This is a genomic window from Nocardia sienata NBRC 100364 (genome assembly GCF_001613205.1).
GTDB lineage: Bacteria > Actinomycetota > Actinomycetes > Mycobacteriales > Mycobacteriaceae > Nocardia > Nocardia sienata.
Window position 1 is genome coordinate 1 of record NZ_BDBX01000021.1, and the last position, 14,726, is coordinate 14,726.

16 protein-coding genes are annotated in these 14,726 nt (G+C 67.2%); 13 read left to right on the top strand and 3 right to left on the bottom strand.

The window, feature by feature from the left end; all coding sequences use genetic code 11:
- Nucleotides 1-332 precede the first annotated feature (332 nt).
- The 4 genes from NS4_RS12975 to NS4_RS12990 all read left to right on the top strand — a co-directional run bounded on the left by NS4_RS12975 (nucleotide 333) and on the right by NS4_RS12990 (nucleotide 2,721).
- Nucleotides 333-728 carry a hypothetical protein gene (locus tag NS4_RS12975; RefSeq protein WP_063059786.1) on the top strand — a complete coding sequence of 132 codons (396 nt, stop codon included), beginning with the start codon at nucleotides 333-335 and terminating at the stop codon, nucleotides 726-728.
- A gap of 211 nt (nucleotides 729-939) precedes the next feature.
- Nucleotides 940-1,314 carry a hypothetical protein gene (locus NS4_RS12980; protein WP_157106025.1) on the top strand — a complete coding sequence of 125 codons (375 nt, stop codon included), beginning with the start codon at nucleotides 940-942 and terminating at the stop codon, nucleotides 1,312-1,314.
- 174 nt (nucleotides 1,315-1,488) lie between these two features.
- Nucleotides 1,489-2,148: a hypothetical protein gene (locus NS4_RS12985; RefSeq protein WP_063059788.1), complete on the top strand. Its 660-nt coding sequence runs from the start codon at nucleotides 1,489-1,491 to the stop codon at nucleotides 2,146-2,148.
- Nucleotides 2,149-2,250: 102 nt separating this feature from the next.
- Nucleotides 2,251-2,721: a DIP1984 family protein gene (locus NS4_RS12990; protein ID WP_063059789.1), complete on the top strand. Its 471-nt coding sequence runs from the start codon at nucleotides 2,251-2,253 to the stop codon at nucleotides 2,719-2,721.
- Between the two features lie 359 nt (nucleotides 2,722-3,080).
- Here the strand turns inward: NS4_RS12990 and NS4_RS12995 are convergent, their stop codons facing one another.
- From NS4_RS12995 to NS4_RS33360, 3 genes are all read right to left on the bottom strand, one after another.
- Complete coding sequence (locus tag NS4_RS12995; RefSeq protein ID WP_245665341.1) at nucleotides 3,081-3,941, bottom strand: methyltransferase domain-containing protein; 861 nt, start codon at nucleotides 3,939-3,941, stop codon at nucleotides 3,081-3,083.
- 273 nt (nucleotides 3,942-4,214) lie between these two features.
- Nucleotides 4,215-4,796 (bottom strand): methyltransferase domain-containing protein, encoded by a 582-nt coding sequence (locus NS4_RS13000; protein ID WP_245665343.1) that lies wholly within the window; start codon nucleotides 4,794-4,796, stop codon nucleotides 4,215-4,217.
- 4 nt (nucleotides 4,797-4,800) lie between these two features.
- Nucleotides 4,801-5,079 carry a hypothetical protein gene (locus tag NS4_RS33360; protein WP_245665344.1) on the bottom strand — a complete coding sequence of 93 codons (279 nt, stop codon included), beginning with the start codon at nucleotides 5,077-5,079 and terminating at the stop codon, nucleotides 4,801-4,803.
- Between the two features lie 233 nt (nucleotides 5,080-5,312).
- Here NS4_RS33360 and NS4_RS13005 point away from each other — a divergent pair, with 233 nt between their 5' ends.
- The 9 genes from NS4_RS13005 (at nucleotide 5,313) to NS4_RS13045 (ending at nucleotide 14,726) form a co-directional block, all read left to right on the top strand.
- A complete protein-coding gene (locus NS4_RS13005; protein WP_063059790.1) occupies nucleotides 5,313-6,152 on the top strand; it encodes an LLM class flavin-dependent oxidoreductase in 840 nt (279 codons plus the stop codon).
- A 473-nt stretch (nucleotides 6,153-6,625) separates the two neighbouring features.
- Nucleotides 6,626-6,919 (top strand): WXG100 family type VII secretion target, encoded by a 294-nt coding sequence (locus tag NS4_RS13010; protein WP_063059791.1) that lies wholly within the window; start codon nucleotides 6,626-6,628, stop codon nucleotides 6,917-6,919.
- 11 nt (nucleotides 6,920-6,930) lie between these two features.
- Nucleotides 6,931-7,269 (top strand): WXG100 family type VII secretion target, encoded by a 339-nt coding sequence (locus NS4_RS13015; RefSeq protein ID WP_063059792.1) that lies wholly within the window; start codon nucleotides 6,931-6,933, stop codon nucleotides 7,267-7,269.
- A complete protein-coding gene (locus NS4_RS13020; protein ID WP_063059793.1) occupies nucleotides 7,266-8,756 on the top strand; it encodes an ADP-ribosyltransferase in 1,491 nt (496 codons plus the stop codon). Before NS4_RS13015 ends, NS4_RS13020 begins: the two co-directional genes overlap by 4 nt.
- A gap of 12 nt (nucleotides 8,757-8,768) precedes the next feature.
- Nucleotides 8,769-9,146 carry a hypothetical protein gene (locus tag NS4_RS13025; RefSeq protein WP_063059794.1) on the top strand — a complete coding sequence of 126 codons (378 nt, stop codon included), beginning with the start codon at nucleotides 8,769-8,771 and terminating at the stop codon, nucleotides 9,144-9,146.
- 109 nt (nucleotides 9,147-9,255) lie between these two features.
- A complete protein-coding gene (locus NS4_RS13030; protein ID WP_063059959.1) occupies nucleotides 9,256-10,467 on the top strand; it encodes a CaiB/BaiF CoA transferase family protein in 1,212 nt (403 codons plus the stop codon).
- Nucleotides 10,468-10,811: 344 nt separating this feature from the next.
- Nucleotides 10,812-11,903 (top strand): hypothetical protein, encoded by a 1,092-nt coding sequence (locus tag NS4_RS13035; RefSeq protein ID WP_063059795.1) that lies wholly within the window; start codon nucleotides 10,812-10,814, stop codon nucleotides 11,901-11,903.
- Nucleotides 11,904-12,506: 603 nt separating this feature from the next.
- Nucleotides 12,507-13,694 carry a cytochrome P450 family protein gene (locus NS4_RS13040; RefSeq protein WP_245665345.1) on the top strand — a complete coding sequence of 396 codons (1,188 nt, stop codon included), beginning with the start codon at nucleotides 12,507-12,509 and terminating at the stop codon, nucleotides 13,692-13,694.
- Between the two features lie 246 nt (nucleotides 13,695-13,940).
- On the top strand, nucleotides 13,941-14,726 hold the full coding sequence (locus NS4_RS13045) for a hypothetical protein (RefSeq protein ID WP_063059797.1): 786 nt from the start codon (nucleotides 13,941-13,943) through the stop codon (nucleotides 14,724-14,726).

Below are 14,726 nucleotides of genomic sequence, written 5' to 3' on the forward strand. Positions count from 1 at the left end.
TACCCCCACCGGACAGACTCAATAGCGCATCCGCCCACTTATCACTGCGGATATGGAGAGACCTCCGGGCTTGATGTGCGTCGATCGCGAGTCCTATCCTGGGATGCGGCCGGAGGAGCACGGGGCCTGTGAACCTGCAGCAGCTTCAAACGGCTGATCCAGACAAGTGGCAAGCAGCAGCTGACGACCTGCTGGCCGCGGCCTAGGACTGCGAGGAGGCCGTCGCCGCTGTCAATGCGAACGGATTCAGCTTGGCCAACCGAATGGGATTCTCCAACCAGGACGGCGGCACTCAGAACGTTCGGATCATCCGCCCGAAGGAGACCTGGTAGTTGAAACGCCTCGCCCCGGCCTCTGCCGCAGTCGTTGTAGCGGGCTTCATCTCTGCCGTGCTTCTGCTGGTTGCGGCAGACGCGAAGCTGGACGAGCGTAAGGAAGCTCTGCTGGCGGCGCATTGCGCCCGGCAAATCGATGTGCCCACAGTGGCAATTATTTTCAACTGGTCTGCCACGATCCTGTTACTTGTTGCCGGAGTCGCGGCGTTAGTACTCATCGTGTCGGCCTTCCGGCTCGGATCACTCGCACTCACGGTACCTGTCGTTATTGCGGCGGGCCTGGCATTCGTCATCACCGTCGGTTATGCGTTGCTTGTCGGGTATGCACTGATCGATCCAAGTGCCGAAGAGCCGATCTCGCCTCAATATCAACCGTGTGCCGGACGTTTCTGACAGAAGAGGATTCACCATGGGAGAAGTTTGTATCGATCCCGAAACGGCCCGGCAGGCCGGTACAGCCATCTCGACCGACAGCGACTACGAAACCCGACCCGAGCACCACGAAGCCATGGTCTACATCGCCACGGTCATGACCATGTCACGGCGATCGGCCCGCTCGACAAACCGATAGCCGGGATCCAGGGATCCGCATTAGCATCGCGCGGTGACGAAAGAACGCCGCCGCCGAGTGCTTACGGTGGGTGAGCTGCAGTACCTGTGGAAGACCTACCACCAACATGTAGACGGCTGCGAGGAAGTCCTGCGATTGCGGCAAGTCGGGTCGGTGGCAGGACTTACCCTGGTCTTCCGTCCCGACGGGGAGCGCCATGTCCCGGACGGCGGGTTTTCCGCTGCCGGTGATATCTGGATCGGTGACCGTTTGCTGAATCTGAACATGCCCGGCGTGGTCCGGGCGTTTGTCGACGCGGCTGTCGAGGCGGGCTGGATGGCCGAGACGCGCACGGTCGGCCGCCGAAACGGCTGGAACCTATTCGATGATGCCTACGCCAGGAATACCAACTGCTTATCGACACTTTGAGCACCGAGACCGAACCCGCCCAAGTTCTCGGACGCTCACTCAGAGCGCACCATCGCCTGGCTCCACCAGTTCAAGCGCCCTTGCACTCGCTGAACGCTCCTGAAGTAACCACGCAACTCGACCCGAGCCCGATTGCCGACGCCAGGCAGTGTCGGCCGACGCTAGGCTCCGTCTGTGCATGTGCAAGTCATCCCCGGCAAGCTCGTCGAGGTTCCCACATCGGATGCGACCGGTATGGAACGCCGGGCGTTCGGCGAATTCATCGTTCCGCAGGGCGAACTCGCGTCATACGCTTTCGGCTGGACCACCGGCGCCGATCCACATATCGCACGGTTCAGCGTCGGGATCGGCGCGGGCAACCCTGGCGGCGCGACCTTCCACGCCGTTGTCTTCGACAACGGTGACTCGTACGCGTACGCGCTCGTCGACGACCCGTTCGAGCAGGTACCACAGGGCGGGCCGCATCTGACCGCCGACCGGGCACGCGCACACCAGGACCTGCCGTTCATCTGGTGGGTGATCGACCGCGTCGTGGAGCACGACAGCCGGACCTGGTGGATGCGCCATTGGCTGATGCAGACGCGGTCTATCCAGACTCACCAGGTCTTCGACAAGCAGGAGCCCATCCTGCGGGTTCACCACGGCCCCGACGGAGTATGGCGACTGGCCGGAACGACCGGCACCGGCGCCGACAGCGCAGGGCCGGCCGGGCATCTCCACCACGCCATCGACGAAGACCCGACCCTGATCGAGGTACTGGACCTGGAGCCGGGCCGGCAGGCTTCACGCTCCGCCCCCGGCCAACCGTGGCATCGGGACAGTTTGACTCATTGAAGCGTCCGCGCACCGTGATCGAGGCGGACCCGTGATGAACAGGAAAATCCCGCCCGTGTAGGCCATACTCGAGCCTTCGTGGTCGTGACCGAAAGCAGGAATGTGAAGCTGGCAGAGGCTCTGTCGTTACGTGCGGACGCGGTACGCCGTATCGAACAACTGCGCGCCCGGATCGTGGGCAACGCCCGATTCCAGGAGGGTGAGGAGCCCGCCGAAGACGCGGCGGCCCTACTCGGCGAAGCCGACGAGATGCTCGAGCAGTACGAAGCGCTGATCCGACGGATCAACCGCACCAACGCCGCCACGAACATCGGCGCGGACGGCACCCTGACCGACGCACTCGCCCGCCGGGACGCGTTGCGGCTGCGGCATTCGGTGATCACCGAAGCGGCCGACGCGGCCGCGGGCAAGAACCGGGGCGGCTACGCACGACAGCTCCGGTCGGAGCTGAAGATCCTGTCCGCGCTGCCGGTCGCCGAACTCCGCGCACAGGCCGATGGGCTGGCCGCGCAACTGCGTGAACTGGACGTACGGATCCAGCGCGCCAACTGGGAGGTCGATCTCCTGGATTGATCCCGGCAGTGGAGCAGGTAGCCGGCACGGAAGCGCGCACCGACCCGCTCGACCGACGGGCAATCGGTCACCTCCTGGCGCATGAAGGGCAGTGCGAGGGGTTCGACTCCCCTACTCACATCGCAGCCCAGCAACGCGCACAGGTGAGAGTGCACAGCGCACAACACACAACCGGGTGCGGATCCGTCACGGCGAGGGCGGGTACGGGGTACTCCACTGCTGTTGCGGCATCGCGGGTCGAGCGCGGTGTTCTTGACACCTACCTTCGCCGCCCAGCCGTTCTTCGCCCGGCACGGAGTCGGTAGCGGGCCTGCGTTCGATGCCCGAGAACACGGCGGGTAGGGCGCCGGGTACTCCGGTCAGCGGATCGGGAGGTGGCCGAGAACCGCGAACATGGTGACCGAAAGGTGATAGTCACCGACTGCGACGCCCGCTTCGATGGCGGCGACGAGATCGTCTCGTTCCTGTTCGGTGATCACCTCACGGGTCAGGGCGGCGCCGCCCGCCTCGTCGAACATCGGACGCGCGGCGGCCGGGTCCCAGATCACCGCTTCCGAACCCATATCGTCGATCTCGAACCCGGCTGCCACCAACCGGCCGCGCAGGAAACGGCCGGACCTGGCATTGGGGGTGGCCTCGAGTATCGCGGCGATCATCCGGGCGACCACATCGGGGTCGCCCGGGTGCAGGATGGCGGTCTGCCAGTCGCTGTCGATCAACACCACCCGCCCGGCCGGCCGCAGGACCCGGGCGATCTCCGCGGTGGCGGCGGCCGGGTCGTCGAGGTGCTGGTAGACGCGCTCGCTGCGCACCGCGTCGAAGTAGTCGTCGTCGAACGGCAGCCGGTAGGCGTCGGCTTCGACGAACCGGCACCGCGCCCCCGCCACAGCGGCCCGCTCGCGCGCCACAGCGAGCGTCGCCGGATTCGGTTCGACACCGACGGCCTCCCCGTCGGGTCCGACCCTGCGGGCGAACTCCAGGACTTCCGAGCCGGTTCCCGAGCCGATATCGAGCGCTCTTTCCCCGGCGCCGACGGCCAGCGCCGCATGTGCCCAGTGGCGCATCCGCCGGATTCCGGGGAGGGCGGCCTGCAGATCGAGGGCAGCGACAAGCCGGGCCATCGGGTCGGCGCCGGACGTCGCGTCCGCGGCGCGCGCGGCGGCAATGGCATCCAGATGGAACGACGGCGGCCGTGCGGGCTGCTCATCTTCGCTCGGCACGGATTCCGACATTAGCGAGGCCGGGTGGTGTCCCGGCGCACGCTCGGCATCGATTCGGTGGCAGTTCGGGCGCGAACGGGACGCCGTTGTCACCGGCTCGGCTACCCGGACGGAGGTCGCGTGGCGCCGCGGAGCAGGAACACCGCCAAGGGCACATGGTCGCATCCGCCACCGGGTCCCGAGCGCACCACCGGACTGAAAGTTCTTCTCGTCCACGACAGGTCCGCTACCGTCGGAAATACAGTGCGCGATGCCGCCATCGGCGGTAGCCGGTCAATGCGGCGGGAGATGGGCGAGGACGGCGAACATGGTCACCGACAGTAGATAGTCGCCGATCTCGATACCGGCATCTATCGCGGCGGTGAGGTCGTCGCGCTCCTGCTGGGTGATCACTCCGTCGGCCAGGGCGCGCCTGCCGAGCTGGTCGAACATCGGACGGACAGTGACCGGGTCCCAGATCACCGCCTCCGAACCCATATCGTCGATCACGAATCCGGCGGCGACCAGCAGTCCACGCAGCGAGCGCCCGGACTTCGCGTTGGGTGTGGCCTCGAGCATGGCCGCGGTCATCCGGGCGACCACCGCGGGATCGCCCGGATGCAAAATCGCGGTCTGCCAGTCGGTGTCGATCAGCAGGGCCCGCCCGCCCGGCCGCAACACCCGCGCGATCTCCGCGGTCGCGGCGGTGGGATCGTCCAGATGCTGGTACACACGTTCGCAGCGCACCACATCGAACGAATTGTCCTCGAAGGGCAGGTGGTAGGCATCTCCCTCGACGAAACGGGCTTGCGCACCGGCCGCGGCGGCCCGCTCACGCGCCGTCGCCAGCATGGCGGGGTTCGGATCGACCCCCACCGCCTCACCTCGACCCCCCCACGCGCCGGGCGAACTCCAGCACCTCCGACCCTGTCCCCGAGCCGACGTCCAGCGCCCGCTCGCCCGGCGCGGCCCCGAGCGCTCGGTGCCCCCATCGGCGCATCCGCTGGATGCCCGGCAGGGCGGCCTGCAGGTCGAGCACCCGGACGAGCACCGCCATCGGGTCGTCCTCGGACGCCTTTGTGCGCTGATTGTTTTCGTTGGCTATGGCGTCCAGATGGAACGACGGTGTCCGCGGCGTCGCGAAATTGTCACTCGACATGAAACCGAGACCAGCCGGGAACCGGTCTCCCGAAATCGTCTCGACCACCGGATGACCGACTCGTCGTGCGAGCCCTGTTCGCGTTTGCGGCCGAACGCTGTCCGAGCCTATAGTCGGCGTGATCCGATCGGAGCTCCCCGGAAGTACAGCCGCAGAGTGGGAGCCCGCGCCCGAACGAACCGGGCGATGGAGTGGGCGGCGTATTTTGCCCACCCATTTTCCGGAGGAATTCCATGCACATCGGACTCGGACTCCCCATCGCCGACCCCGCCGTCCTGCTCGACTGGGCGCACCGCGCCGACGCGGGACCGTTCTCGACCCTCGGCCTGCTCGACCGCCTCGTCTACGGCAATCCCGAACCGCTGGTGGCGCTGTCGGTGCTCGCCGGCCGGATCAACCTACAGACCGAGGTCCTGCTCGCCCCGCTGCGCGATACCGCACTGCTGGCGAAGCAGGTCGCCACGCTGGATCGTATGTCCGGGGGCCGGCTGGTGCTCGGACTCGGCGTCGGCGGCCGCGCCGACGACCACCTCGCGGCGGGAGTGGACCTGCACACCCGCGGCCGCCGGATGGACGAGCAACTCGCGCAACTGCGCCGAGTGTGGGCCGGCGAACCGTTCGGCGACGACTGCGGGCCGATCGGACCCGCACCGCTGCACCGCAGCGGACCGCCCATCCTCTTCGGCGGGTTCCGGCCCGTCGCGCTGGCACGCGTCGCCCGCTGGGGCGACGGGTTCCTGTCCGCGGTACCGGCGCACTGGTGTGAAGGTCTCTTCGACTCGGTCCGCCGGTCCTGGCGCGAGCACGGGCGGCAGGGGCAGCCGCGAATCGTCGCCCAGGTCAATGTCGCGCTCGGACCGCAGTCGGTCGTCGACGAGGCCCGGGCGGCCATCGGCGCCTACTACGCCTTCACCGACTGGGCCGAGCGCACGGTGTCGGGGGTGCGCACGACACCGGACGAGATCCGGGCGGCGATACGGCAATTCGCCGACCTCGGCGCCGACGAGGTGATGCTGTACTGCTACGGCACCGACCCGGACCAGGTCGATCGCCTGGCGGACCTCGTCGGCTGATCGGGTCCCGCCGGCGGTAGGAGAGGAAAGCAACACAGTCCACGCTGTGACCGGGAGACTCCGATCCGCGCTCGATGAGCCGGACGCTCAGGACTCTCGGCGTGATGTGTCGGCCGGCGAGCCGAGCAGTGACAGCACCTCGCTGCTCGGCGACACCGGCTCGGCGACGGGGCCTCGCCGAACGGGTCGCCGTCGGGCCGGGTGAGCCCCGGCCTGGTCGGACGCGCCGCCCTGGTCCGCGCATACGCCAGATAGACAGACTCCTATAGGCGGGATTCGACGAAGCGCCCATCACCGAGAGCAATGGGTTCGCCGTGGATGCGAGCTGATTCACGGTATTTGTCCGATGTCTGGAACCGGCCCGGCGCGCGCCGCGTCCAGAGCATTTGTGAGGATCAGTAACCATATAGACTCACGGCAGAATCGAGGGGATCTTGACGACGACACCACCGAACTCCGTGTCCGTGTCAGAGATGGCGCTGATGGACGCGAGCACATTCTTGCGGCAGATCGCCAACACCGTGGGTGGCGGATTCCGGCAGCTGGACCACGAAATCGACGGATTGGCCGCCTACTGGGGCGGCCCCGCCGCCGCATCGTTTTCCGCCGGGTGGCAGGAAGCCAGCGCCGGCGCGGTCACCCTGCTCAGCTCGCTCGAAGCAATGGCCGACCTGTTGGGCGTTCAGTCCGCCGAATTCGCATCCGTCGATGAGGATCTCTCGGCCGACCTCTCCGATTCACCAGCTCCGAGCTCTCTCAACATCTGACCAGGGGGCCCATGTCCCAGCATCATGTCGACACCGATCAGCTCGACGCACTCAATGCCCAACTCCGTAACCTGCTGGGGTTCACCGAGGATGCGCTGACGCAGGTGCAGCAGCGCATGAACCGGCTGCACGACGGTGACGGCGCTACCGAGCCGTGGACCGGTGAGACCGCCGAGGCCGCCCGTACCGCCATGGACACCTGGACACGCGGCGCCCAGAAGGTGCGCGATGGTCTGAGCGAGATGGAGCAGGCCGGCAAAACCGCGCACGACTCCTACGTCGAAGGCATTGCCGCGGTGCTGGACCGGGTCGGCTACCCCAGGGGCGTGAACGCGGACGGCGCACAGTGACGGTGCTCGACGTAGACACCGAGGTCTACAAACAGACGGGTAACGCGCTGGTCAAAGCGGCCGACACCTTCTTTCTCGCGGTGGATTCGCGCTGGGACCGCCTCGCCGATACCGGCGAGAACATGTGCGGGTCCTACGAGGAGGCGCGCACGTGGGCGGGCGGCTACGACGTAGCGGCCAACGACCTGATCGACCAGGTATTGATGCTGGCGAAAAACGTCAACGGCTACGGAAACATGCTGATCGAACTGGGCTGGCTACACGAGGTGGCCGACCACAACGCCAACATGGCCCCGGGACCACCGCCGGCCGAACCGGTCTACCCGTCGCTGTCCACCCGCCTGGTGTGCCGCGCCCCGCTCCCGTCCGCCGGTGGACCCGGAAACGGTCTCATCGACGGCGCTATCGGCCTGCTCGAGGAAGTCGGGATCACCATCCCCGATGGGGACACCGACAAGCTGTGGACGGTGTCCGCGATCTGGTCGGAGATCGGCGCCGACCAGGCCGTGAGCAACCTCGCCGCCGAGCTCGACCGCGCTATCGCCGCATTCGAACCGATCACCTCTCCCGAACTCGGCCACATCGACGACGACCTACGCGGTATCCGCGAGGTCGCCACCGCGGTAGTGCAAGGGTTCGCCGCGATGGCGACCACCACCACTGAGCACCACGACTCGCTGGTGCAGATGCGCAAGGACATCGAGGGACTACTACGCCAGTTCGTCATCGACACCGGCGTCGAGATGGCGGTGACCGCAGCGGTGTCCATCGCGGCGTCGTTCATCACCTTCGGCGCGGCCGCCCCGATCGGTGCGGCGGTCGGCGCGGGCCGGGTGGCGAGCCTGTGCAAGACCTACGGCCCGAAAATCCGCCCCTTCATCCAGATATTCAAATCCAAAGGTCTGGGCCGCGGATTCAAAGACCTTCCGCGCTGGGACCGGGCCAAAATGGAGGACATCTGGGCGCGCGTGAACCGCGCGGGCCCCGGTGGGACGCGGGCCCGGACGAACTGGGCGCTGACCCCCGAGGACGTGAAAGCCCTGCAAACGGGGCAGATGAAATTCGACGCCGATGGCGTGAGCATCAACCAGAAGCTCTACCGCGGTGAGCAGTTGACCCCCGACGAACAGCGCCAGGTCGACGCGCTCAACCAGGCATTGGGCAAGATGCCCCCACACGAAGGGCCGGTGGTGCGGCATGTGAACCTGCGCCCCGACCAGTTGGGCCGCTACGAAGAGGGCCAAGTCATCACCGAAAACGGATTCGTGTCCACGTCCATGAACCCCAACGGCACCAACCCCGCGTTCGCCCAGGCCCAGAACACCGAAATCCGGATCGCACCCGGCGGAAACGGCGTCAAGGTCGGCGAATACTCCGGCCTGGACGACGAAGTGCTCTACCCCTCCGGAACCAAGTTCTTCTGCACGAAGAAGTTCTTCGACGAAAGCACCGGCAAGGTCGTCGTCGAACTCGCCCCCCTCCCATAAGAGAGAGACCTCATGCCCGAACAGATCGGCGGCCGCACCTACTACAGCCGCGAAGAAGCCGAAGCCCTCGGACTCACCCCGACCCCCGAACACCTCGCGCGCGCCCGGGCATCGTTCGACCAACTCGAGGCTGCGCAGCGCGAAGCCCACGCCAACACTCCCGACCCCGGATCCGTAGCCGATATCGACCCAGCACTACGCGCCCAGATCCAGGCCCGCGCCGACGACGTCCACGCCGGAACCGACGCCGAAGGCTCTACCCTGCGCGACGGTGCGTGGTACGACGCCGAAGGAAACCTGCTCTACACCCAAGGACCGGGAGGCTGGTACGACCCCTCCGGGGTGCTGGTCTACGACCTGCTGGGCCGCCGACCGGGGAGTCGGGGTTGAAGGGTTCGGTGGATGTCGGCATCGACTGGCGGCAGGCGGAGCGACAGCGCGCGGGCCTCCCGCACAACCCCTCGGTACCGTCGGCGTGACCACCGGAGATAATGCCGCGATGGACTCCGCGACAACCGGTGCTCTCGACGGTATCCGGGTACTCGAGATCGGTACGCTGATCTCCGGCCCGTTCGCCGGCCGCCTGCTGGGTGATATGGGCGCCGAGGTGATCAAACTCGAGCCCCCGGACGCCCCCGACCCGCTACGCACATGGGGCCAGGCCGAACTGGACGGGCATCATTTCTTCTGGACCGTGCACGCGCGCAACAAGAAAGCGATCACGCTGAATCTGCGCGAGGACGCGGGACGGGACCTGTTCCTGGACCTCGCCACGAAATCCGACATCATCGTGGAGAACCTGCGGCCCGGCACGCTGGAACGGTGGGGTCTGGGCTACGACATACTGAGCGAGCGCAACCGAGGCATCATCCTGGTACGGGTATCCGGATACGGGCAGACCGGCCCGGAAGCCCGCAAGGCCGGCTACGCCTCGGTCGCCGAAGCGGCCAGCGGCCTGCGCCATATGAACGGTTTCCCCGGCGGCCCACCCCCGCGGCTCGCGCTCTCCCTCGGCGACAGCCTGGCCGGAATGTTCGCCGCCCAGGGAGCATTGGCGGCGCTCTACCGGCGCACCGTCACCGGAGAGGGGCAGATCGTCGACGCCGCGCTCACCGAAGCCTGCCTGGCGGTGCAGGAGTCCACCATCCCCGACTACGACATCGGCGGCGTGGTCCGCGGCCCGTCGGGCACCCGGCTGGAAGGTATCGCGCCGTCCAATATCTACCGCACCGCCGACGGGAGCTGGGTGGTGATCGCGGCCAACCAGGACACGGTCTTCCGCAGGCTCTGCGCGGCGATGGGCCAACCGGAACTGGCCACCGACGAACGGTTCGCGAATCACTCCGCACGCGGCCGCAACCAGGACGAACTCGATGCGATCATCGGCGAATGGGCGGCGCGGCGACAACCCGGTGAGATCATCGCGACGCTCGGTGACGCCGGGGTGATCAGCGGGCCGATCAATACCGTCGCCGAGGTGGTCACCGACCCGCAACTGAACGCGCGCGGCATGATCGCCGACCACTACGACGAGCGCATCGAACGGAATGTGTTGGGTCCGGGGGTCGTGCCCGTGCTGTCGGCGACCCCGGGGACCATCCGCAATGCCGGGCCGGCGCGGCCGGGTCAGCACAACGACGAGGTGTATTCCGGTCTGCTCGGGAAGTCCGCCGCCGAGATGGCGGCACTGCGGTCGCAGGGGATCGTCTAGATCGCCCGCCGGTGTCACGATCCCGACGCAGGAACGGGACACCGAGGTGATGTGGTGCTCGCAGCCGCACTCCGGGATCGACGCACCCGGCGAAGCGCTCCGGCCGCGAGCGATCCGCCGATTCCGGTTTCCGAGAGCGGCCCGCTCCACGATGCGGAGCGGCTATCATCGTATGTTGGCGTGAGACACCATTCGGCACAACATCGTCGGCGACGATGTTGTGCCGAATGCGTGTCGGCCGCTTCGGGCGATCGGCGCCGAGCCGGTCGTCTTCCTGCCGGGCGACAGAAGAGTGACGCATGACCAGGTACGCGCATTTTGTAGGTAGCCTCCCCCGCGAACTGATGACAGGAGGTGATCGTGGCGTCCTGGACTGGTTCGCGGCGCACACCGATGGCCGTCCCGTCACCGCGATTCCCTGCGATCTGGATCCCGACTGGATCCTGGCCTATCTGAAGGACCTCGGGAACCGCACCGACGCCCTGGAGGTATTGCGTCCGGGAGGATTCGACGGATACTCCGATTTCCCCACCTACGGCGTCCGGTCCGGACGGACGCTCGAACCGCGAGATGTTTCGATGAACCGCGTCGAGCGGATCGGCGAAGTGGTGACGGCCTTCGAGTCGTTCCTGCGAGACCGGCCCGAACTGGCCGGGACCAAGCTGCAGCTCAGCCAGCCCCACCCGCTGGACCTCGCCATGTTCGTCCACGCCGGTGGCGCGGTGGCCACCGGCCTGCCGGTCGGACTGGCGTTGCGGCGGTCGAATCTGGCACTCACTGCATTGCGGAATCTCCCGGTTTTCACCGAGGCCGTACTGCAGGAGATGCGTGAGGTACGCCGGCGGCACGGCGATCTGATCGTCTGGCAGGTGGAAACCCCGATCTCGCTGTTGAGTATGGTCAAGGCGCAGCAGCTGGGGGCGTTGTGGGCGCTGGCGCCGGTGGTCGCGGGACAACTCGCCGGTTTCCTGGAGAAGGTGCACGAAGTCGATCGCGAGCACGGTGTCGAGGCCGAGACCATCGTGCACCTGTGTTACGGCGATTATCAGCATGAGAGCTTGCTGAGCCCGCGCAACCTGGCGCCCGCCGTCGCGCTGCTGAACCGTACCGGCCGCCGTCTCGCCGCGCGCGGAGTGCCGGTCCCCCGCGTGCACATCCCGTGTGCGTACGGCGCCCATCCCGCACCGGTCGACCCCGCGTTCTACGCTCCGCTGCACGAACTCGGGCCCGAATGGCGACTGATCGCGGGTGTGGTTTCCACCGACGACCCCGACCGGAGCGCGCAAGCGCTGTCCCTTTTCGAACAGGCCCGCGATACCACCGCCTACGGGGTGGCCGCCGCCTGCGGTTTCGGTCGCAACGAGGCCGAGGAGGCCGAACGGGGTGCCGCGACCATCGCCTCGCTCGTCCGGGCACCGGAGGGTAGCCGGGGCTGATCCGCCGGGCGAACACCGTCCGATCCCGAAGCGCCCCACCCGGCGGTTGTTCCAAGCCGCCGGGTGGGGCGCCGTCTTCGCCTCCGCCGCGGTCTCCGCCGACCGCACGCACCGCGCGACAACCCTCGCCGGGGTCCCGCGGATTCATCCGACACCCAGCATCCACCCAGCGATTGCGGTACCGCGTGCGCGGACTATAGTGCTGCACCGAACTGACGAGAGGCACGCATGAGACAGGCTGTCGCTGTGACAATTCCATGGACCGGGCCGGGTACGACGGTCGCGACCCATGCCGAGTTGCCCCGAACAGCGATACCCGCCCGCCGATCGACCGGTGCATGAACGGGATGGCGGACGACTCGACCTCACCGGAAATTGCCGTGGCCGCCTGAGATGTTCGGCCGTGCTGTAGTCAGTGAAATTCATGGGGGAACAGCCAGGCGCACGAGTCCGTGCCGAATCCCATCTCGTTCGAGTCTTTTATCTGGAGTCGCATCCTTGTCCACACCACGCCGTATCCCCCTATCGCAGTCGTCGACGATGACGGGGACATACCCCGCAACCCCCGCTCCGGTCGCCGAACCCCCGAGCCCGCGGTACCCGATGTACACGCAGGAGTTCGCCACGGACCCCCATCGCGCGTACCGCGACATGCGAGAGCAGTTCGGGTCACTGGTCCCGGTGGATCTGGCGCCCGGAGTCCCGGCCACTCTGGTGATCAACCACAAGATCGCCGTGCGTATCCTCAACGACCCCGACCATTTCCCGGCCGACCCCCGGTACTGGCAGGAGACCGTACCGCAGGATTCTCCGGTGCTGCCGATGATGAAATGGCTCCCGGCCGCCCGGAACAACGTCGGTGAAGTCCACGCCCGCTATCGGCAGGCATCCGCCGACAGTATCGACGGCGTGGACCTCAACGCGTTGCCGTATACGGTCGAGCGTATCGCCACCGGGCTGATCAACGACTTCTGCGAGCACGGCACCGCTGATCTGATGAGTCAGTACGCCTTCCCGCTTGCGCTCGAGATCATCAATCACGTCTGCGGCTGCCCCGACGACATCGGCAGGCGGATCGCGGCGGGTATGGCCGCGCGCTTCGACACAGTGCGGGCCGAGGAGGGTATGGGGATACTCAAATCCGCCCTGATGGAACTCATCCATCTCAAGCGCGATCGGCCGGGTGACGATGCCACCTCGCGGCTCGCCGAACACACCACCGGGCTCGACGACGTCGAGGTGTTCGCTCAATTGATGAGCTTCTACGGAGCCGGTTTCGAGGCTCAGCGCAATCTCATCACCAACGCGCTGTTGCTCATGATCACCGAACCGCAGTACGGACCCGGGGACACCTTCGGGGGAAATCTGTCGACCGACGACGCCATCGACAACGTGCTCTTCAACGACCCGCCGATGGCCAACTTCTGCACCACCTACCCGCGCCAGCCCATACCTGTCGCCGATACCTGGCTGCCCGCTCACCAGCCGGTGGTCATCAGCCTTTCGGCCTGCAACAACGACCCCGAGATCCGCAGCGACCACGACACCCCCGGGGGCAGTTTCGTCGGCAACCGCTCCCATCTGGCCTGGAGCGTAGGTCCGCACGCCTGCCCGGCGCAATCATTGGCCCGCACCGCTGTGCGCAGCGCGATCGATGTGGTACTCAACGCCATCCCCGACCTCCGCCCGGATACCCGGCAGGAACTGGTATGGCGGCCCGGCCCGTTCCACCGGGCACTCGCGGGGTTGCCCGTCGTCTTCGAGCCCGCTCCCCCGCTGCCGGTGATGTAGCACAGCCCAGGAGCGGCGAGCCGCCACGTAATCGTCCTGATCATCATGGCCGCCTCGGCGGGCAGCAGCGCGGCGAGGTAGAGCTCATCGGCCGGGCCGCGCAGTGCGCCCACCATGATCCAGTTTCCGCCGGCGTCCCGCGACATGGTCTTGGGATTCCCGGAGAACCCGCTGACGGAGCGACATATACCGGTAAATACTGGCATTCACTGGACTTCCCTGGAATAGCCCCCTACATTTCACCCCATGCCCACCGCCGAGGCGCTCGAAGCGCGCATAGCCGAGTTACGCGCGCAAGTGCGCCGGGCCGCCGGATCCGGAGACCGGACCGCGGCCCGCCGGTTGCGCGCCCAACTCCGGGCCGCCGAAACAGAATGGGACACCGCGGTTCTCGGGGCGCCGGAACAACCCGCGCCGGCCCGGCAGACCGCGGCGGCGGTACCGGTCCGCGAGCACGTCCATCGGGCACTCACCCTGCTGTCCGTACCCGCCGCCCCGAAACTGGTACTCGCCGTGCACGACGCGTTCTTCTCCGGAGAACTGGTCCCGGCGCGGCTCACCAGCCTGCGCCGCGACGAGGAGCGGTCCTTCCGGGCGGCACCCTACGCCCGCCCGTACTACATCTGCGCCGCCATGACCACCGATCTGCTGGCCCCGGCCCGCGGCCTGCTGGCAGTGAGTACCTGGTCGTCGGCGCAGCGTATGGTCGGGCCGTTGAGTCCGCGAGTGGATCTGCTCACCGGAGCCATCCGGTTGGCCCGGCACATGACCGACCACGGATGCACACCCGCGGGGCAACGCGTGCTGTGGCAGCTGGCGGTGTCCATCCCCGGCGCGACCGACGGGAAGAACATCGACCCCGAGGCCGTACGGGCGGCCGCGGAACGGGAACTAGAGGTGCACAGAGACGACGACATACAGCAGCGGGCCGACGCCGCGGAGCGGGCGGTGCGGCAACTGGCGGATCCCGCGGCGCAATTGTTCGGCGTTCGGCTCGCGGTAGCCGACCGGCGAGGACAACGAGGGGCCTGA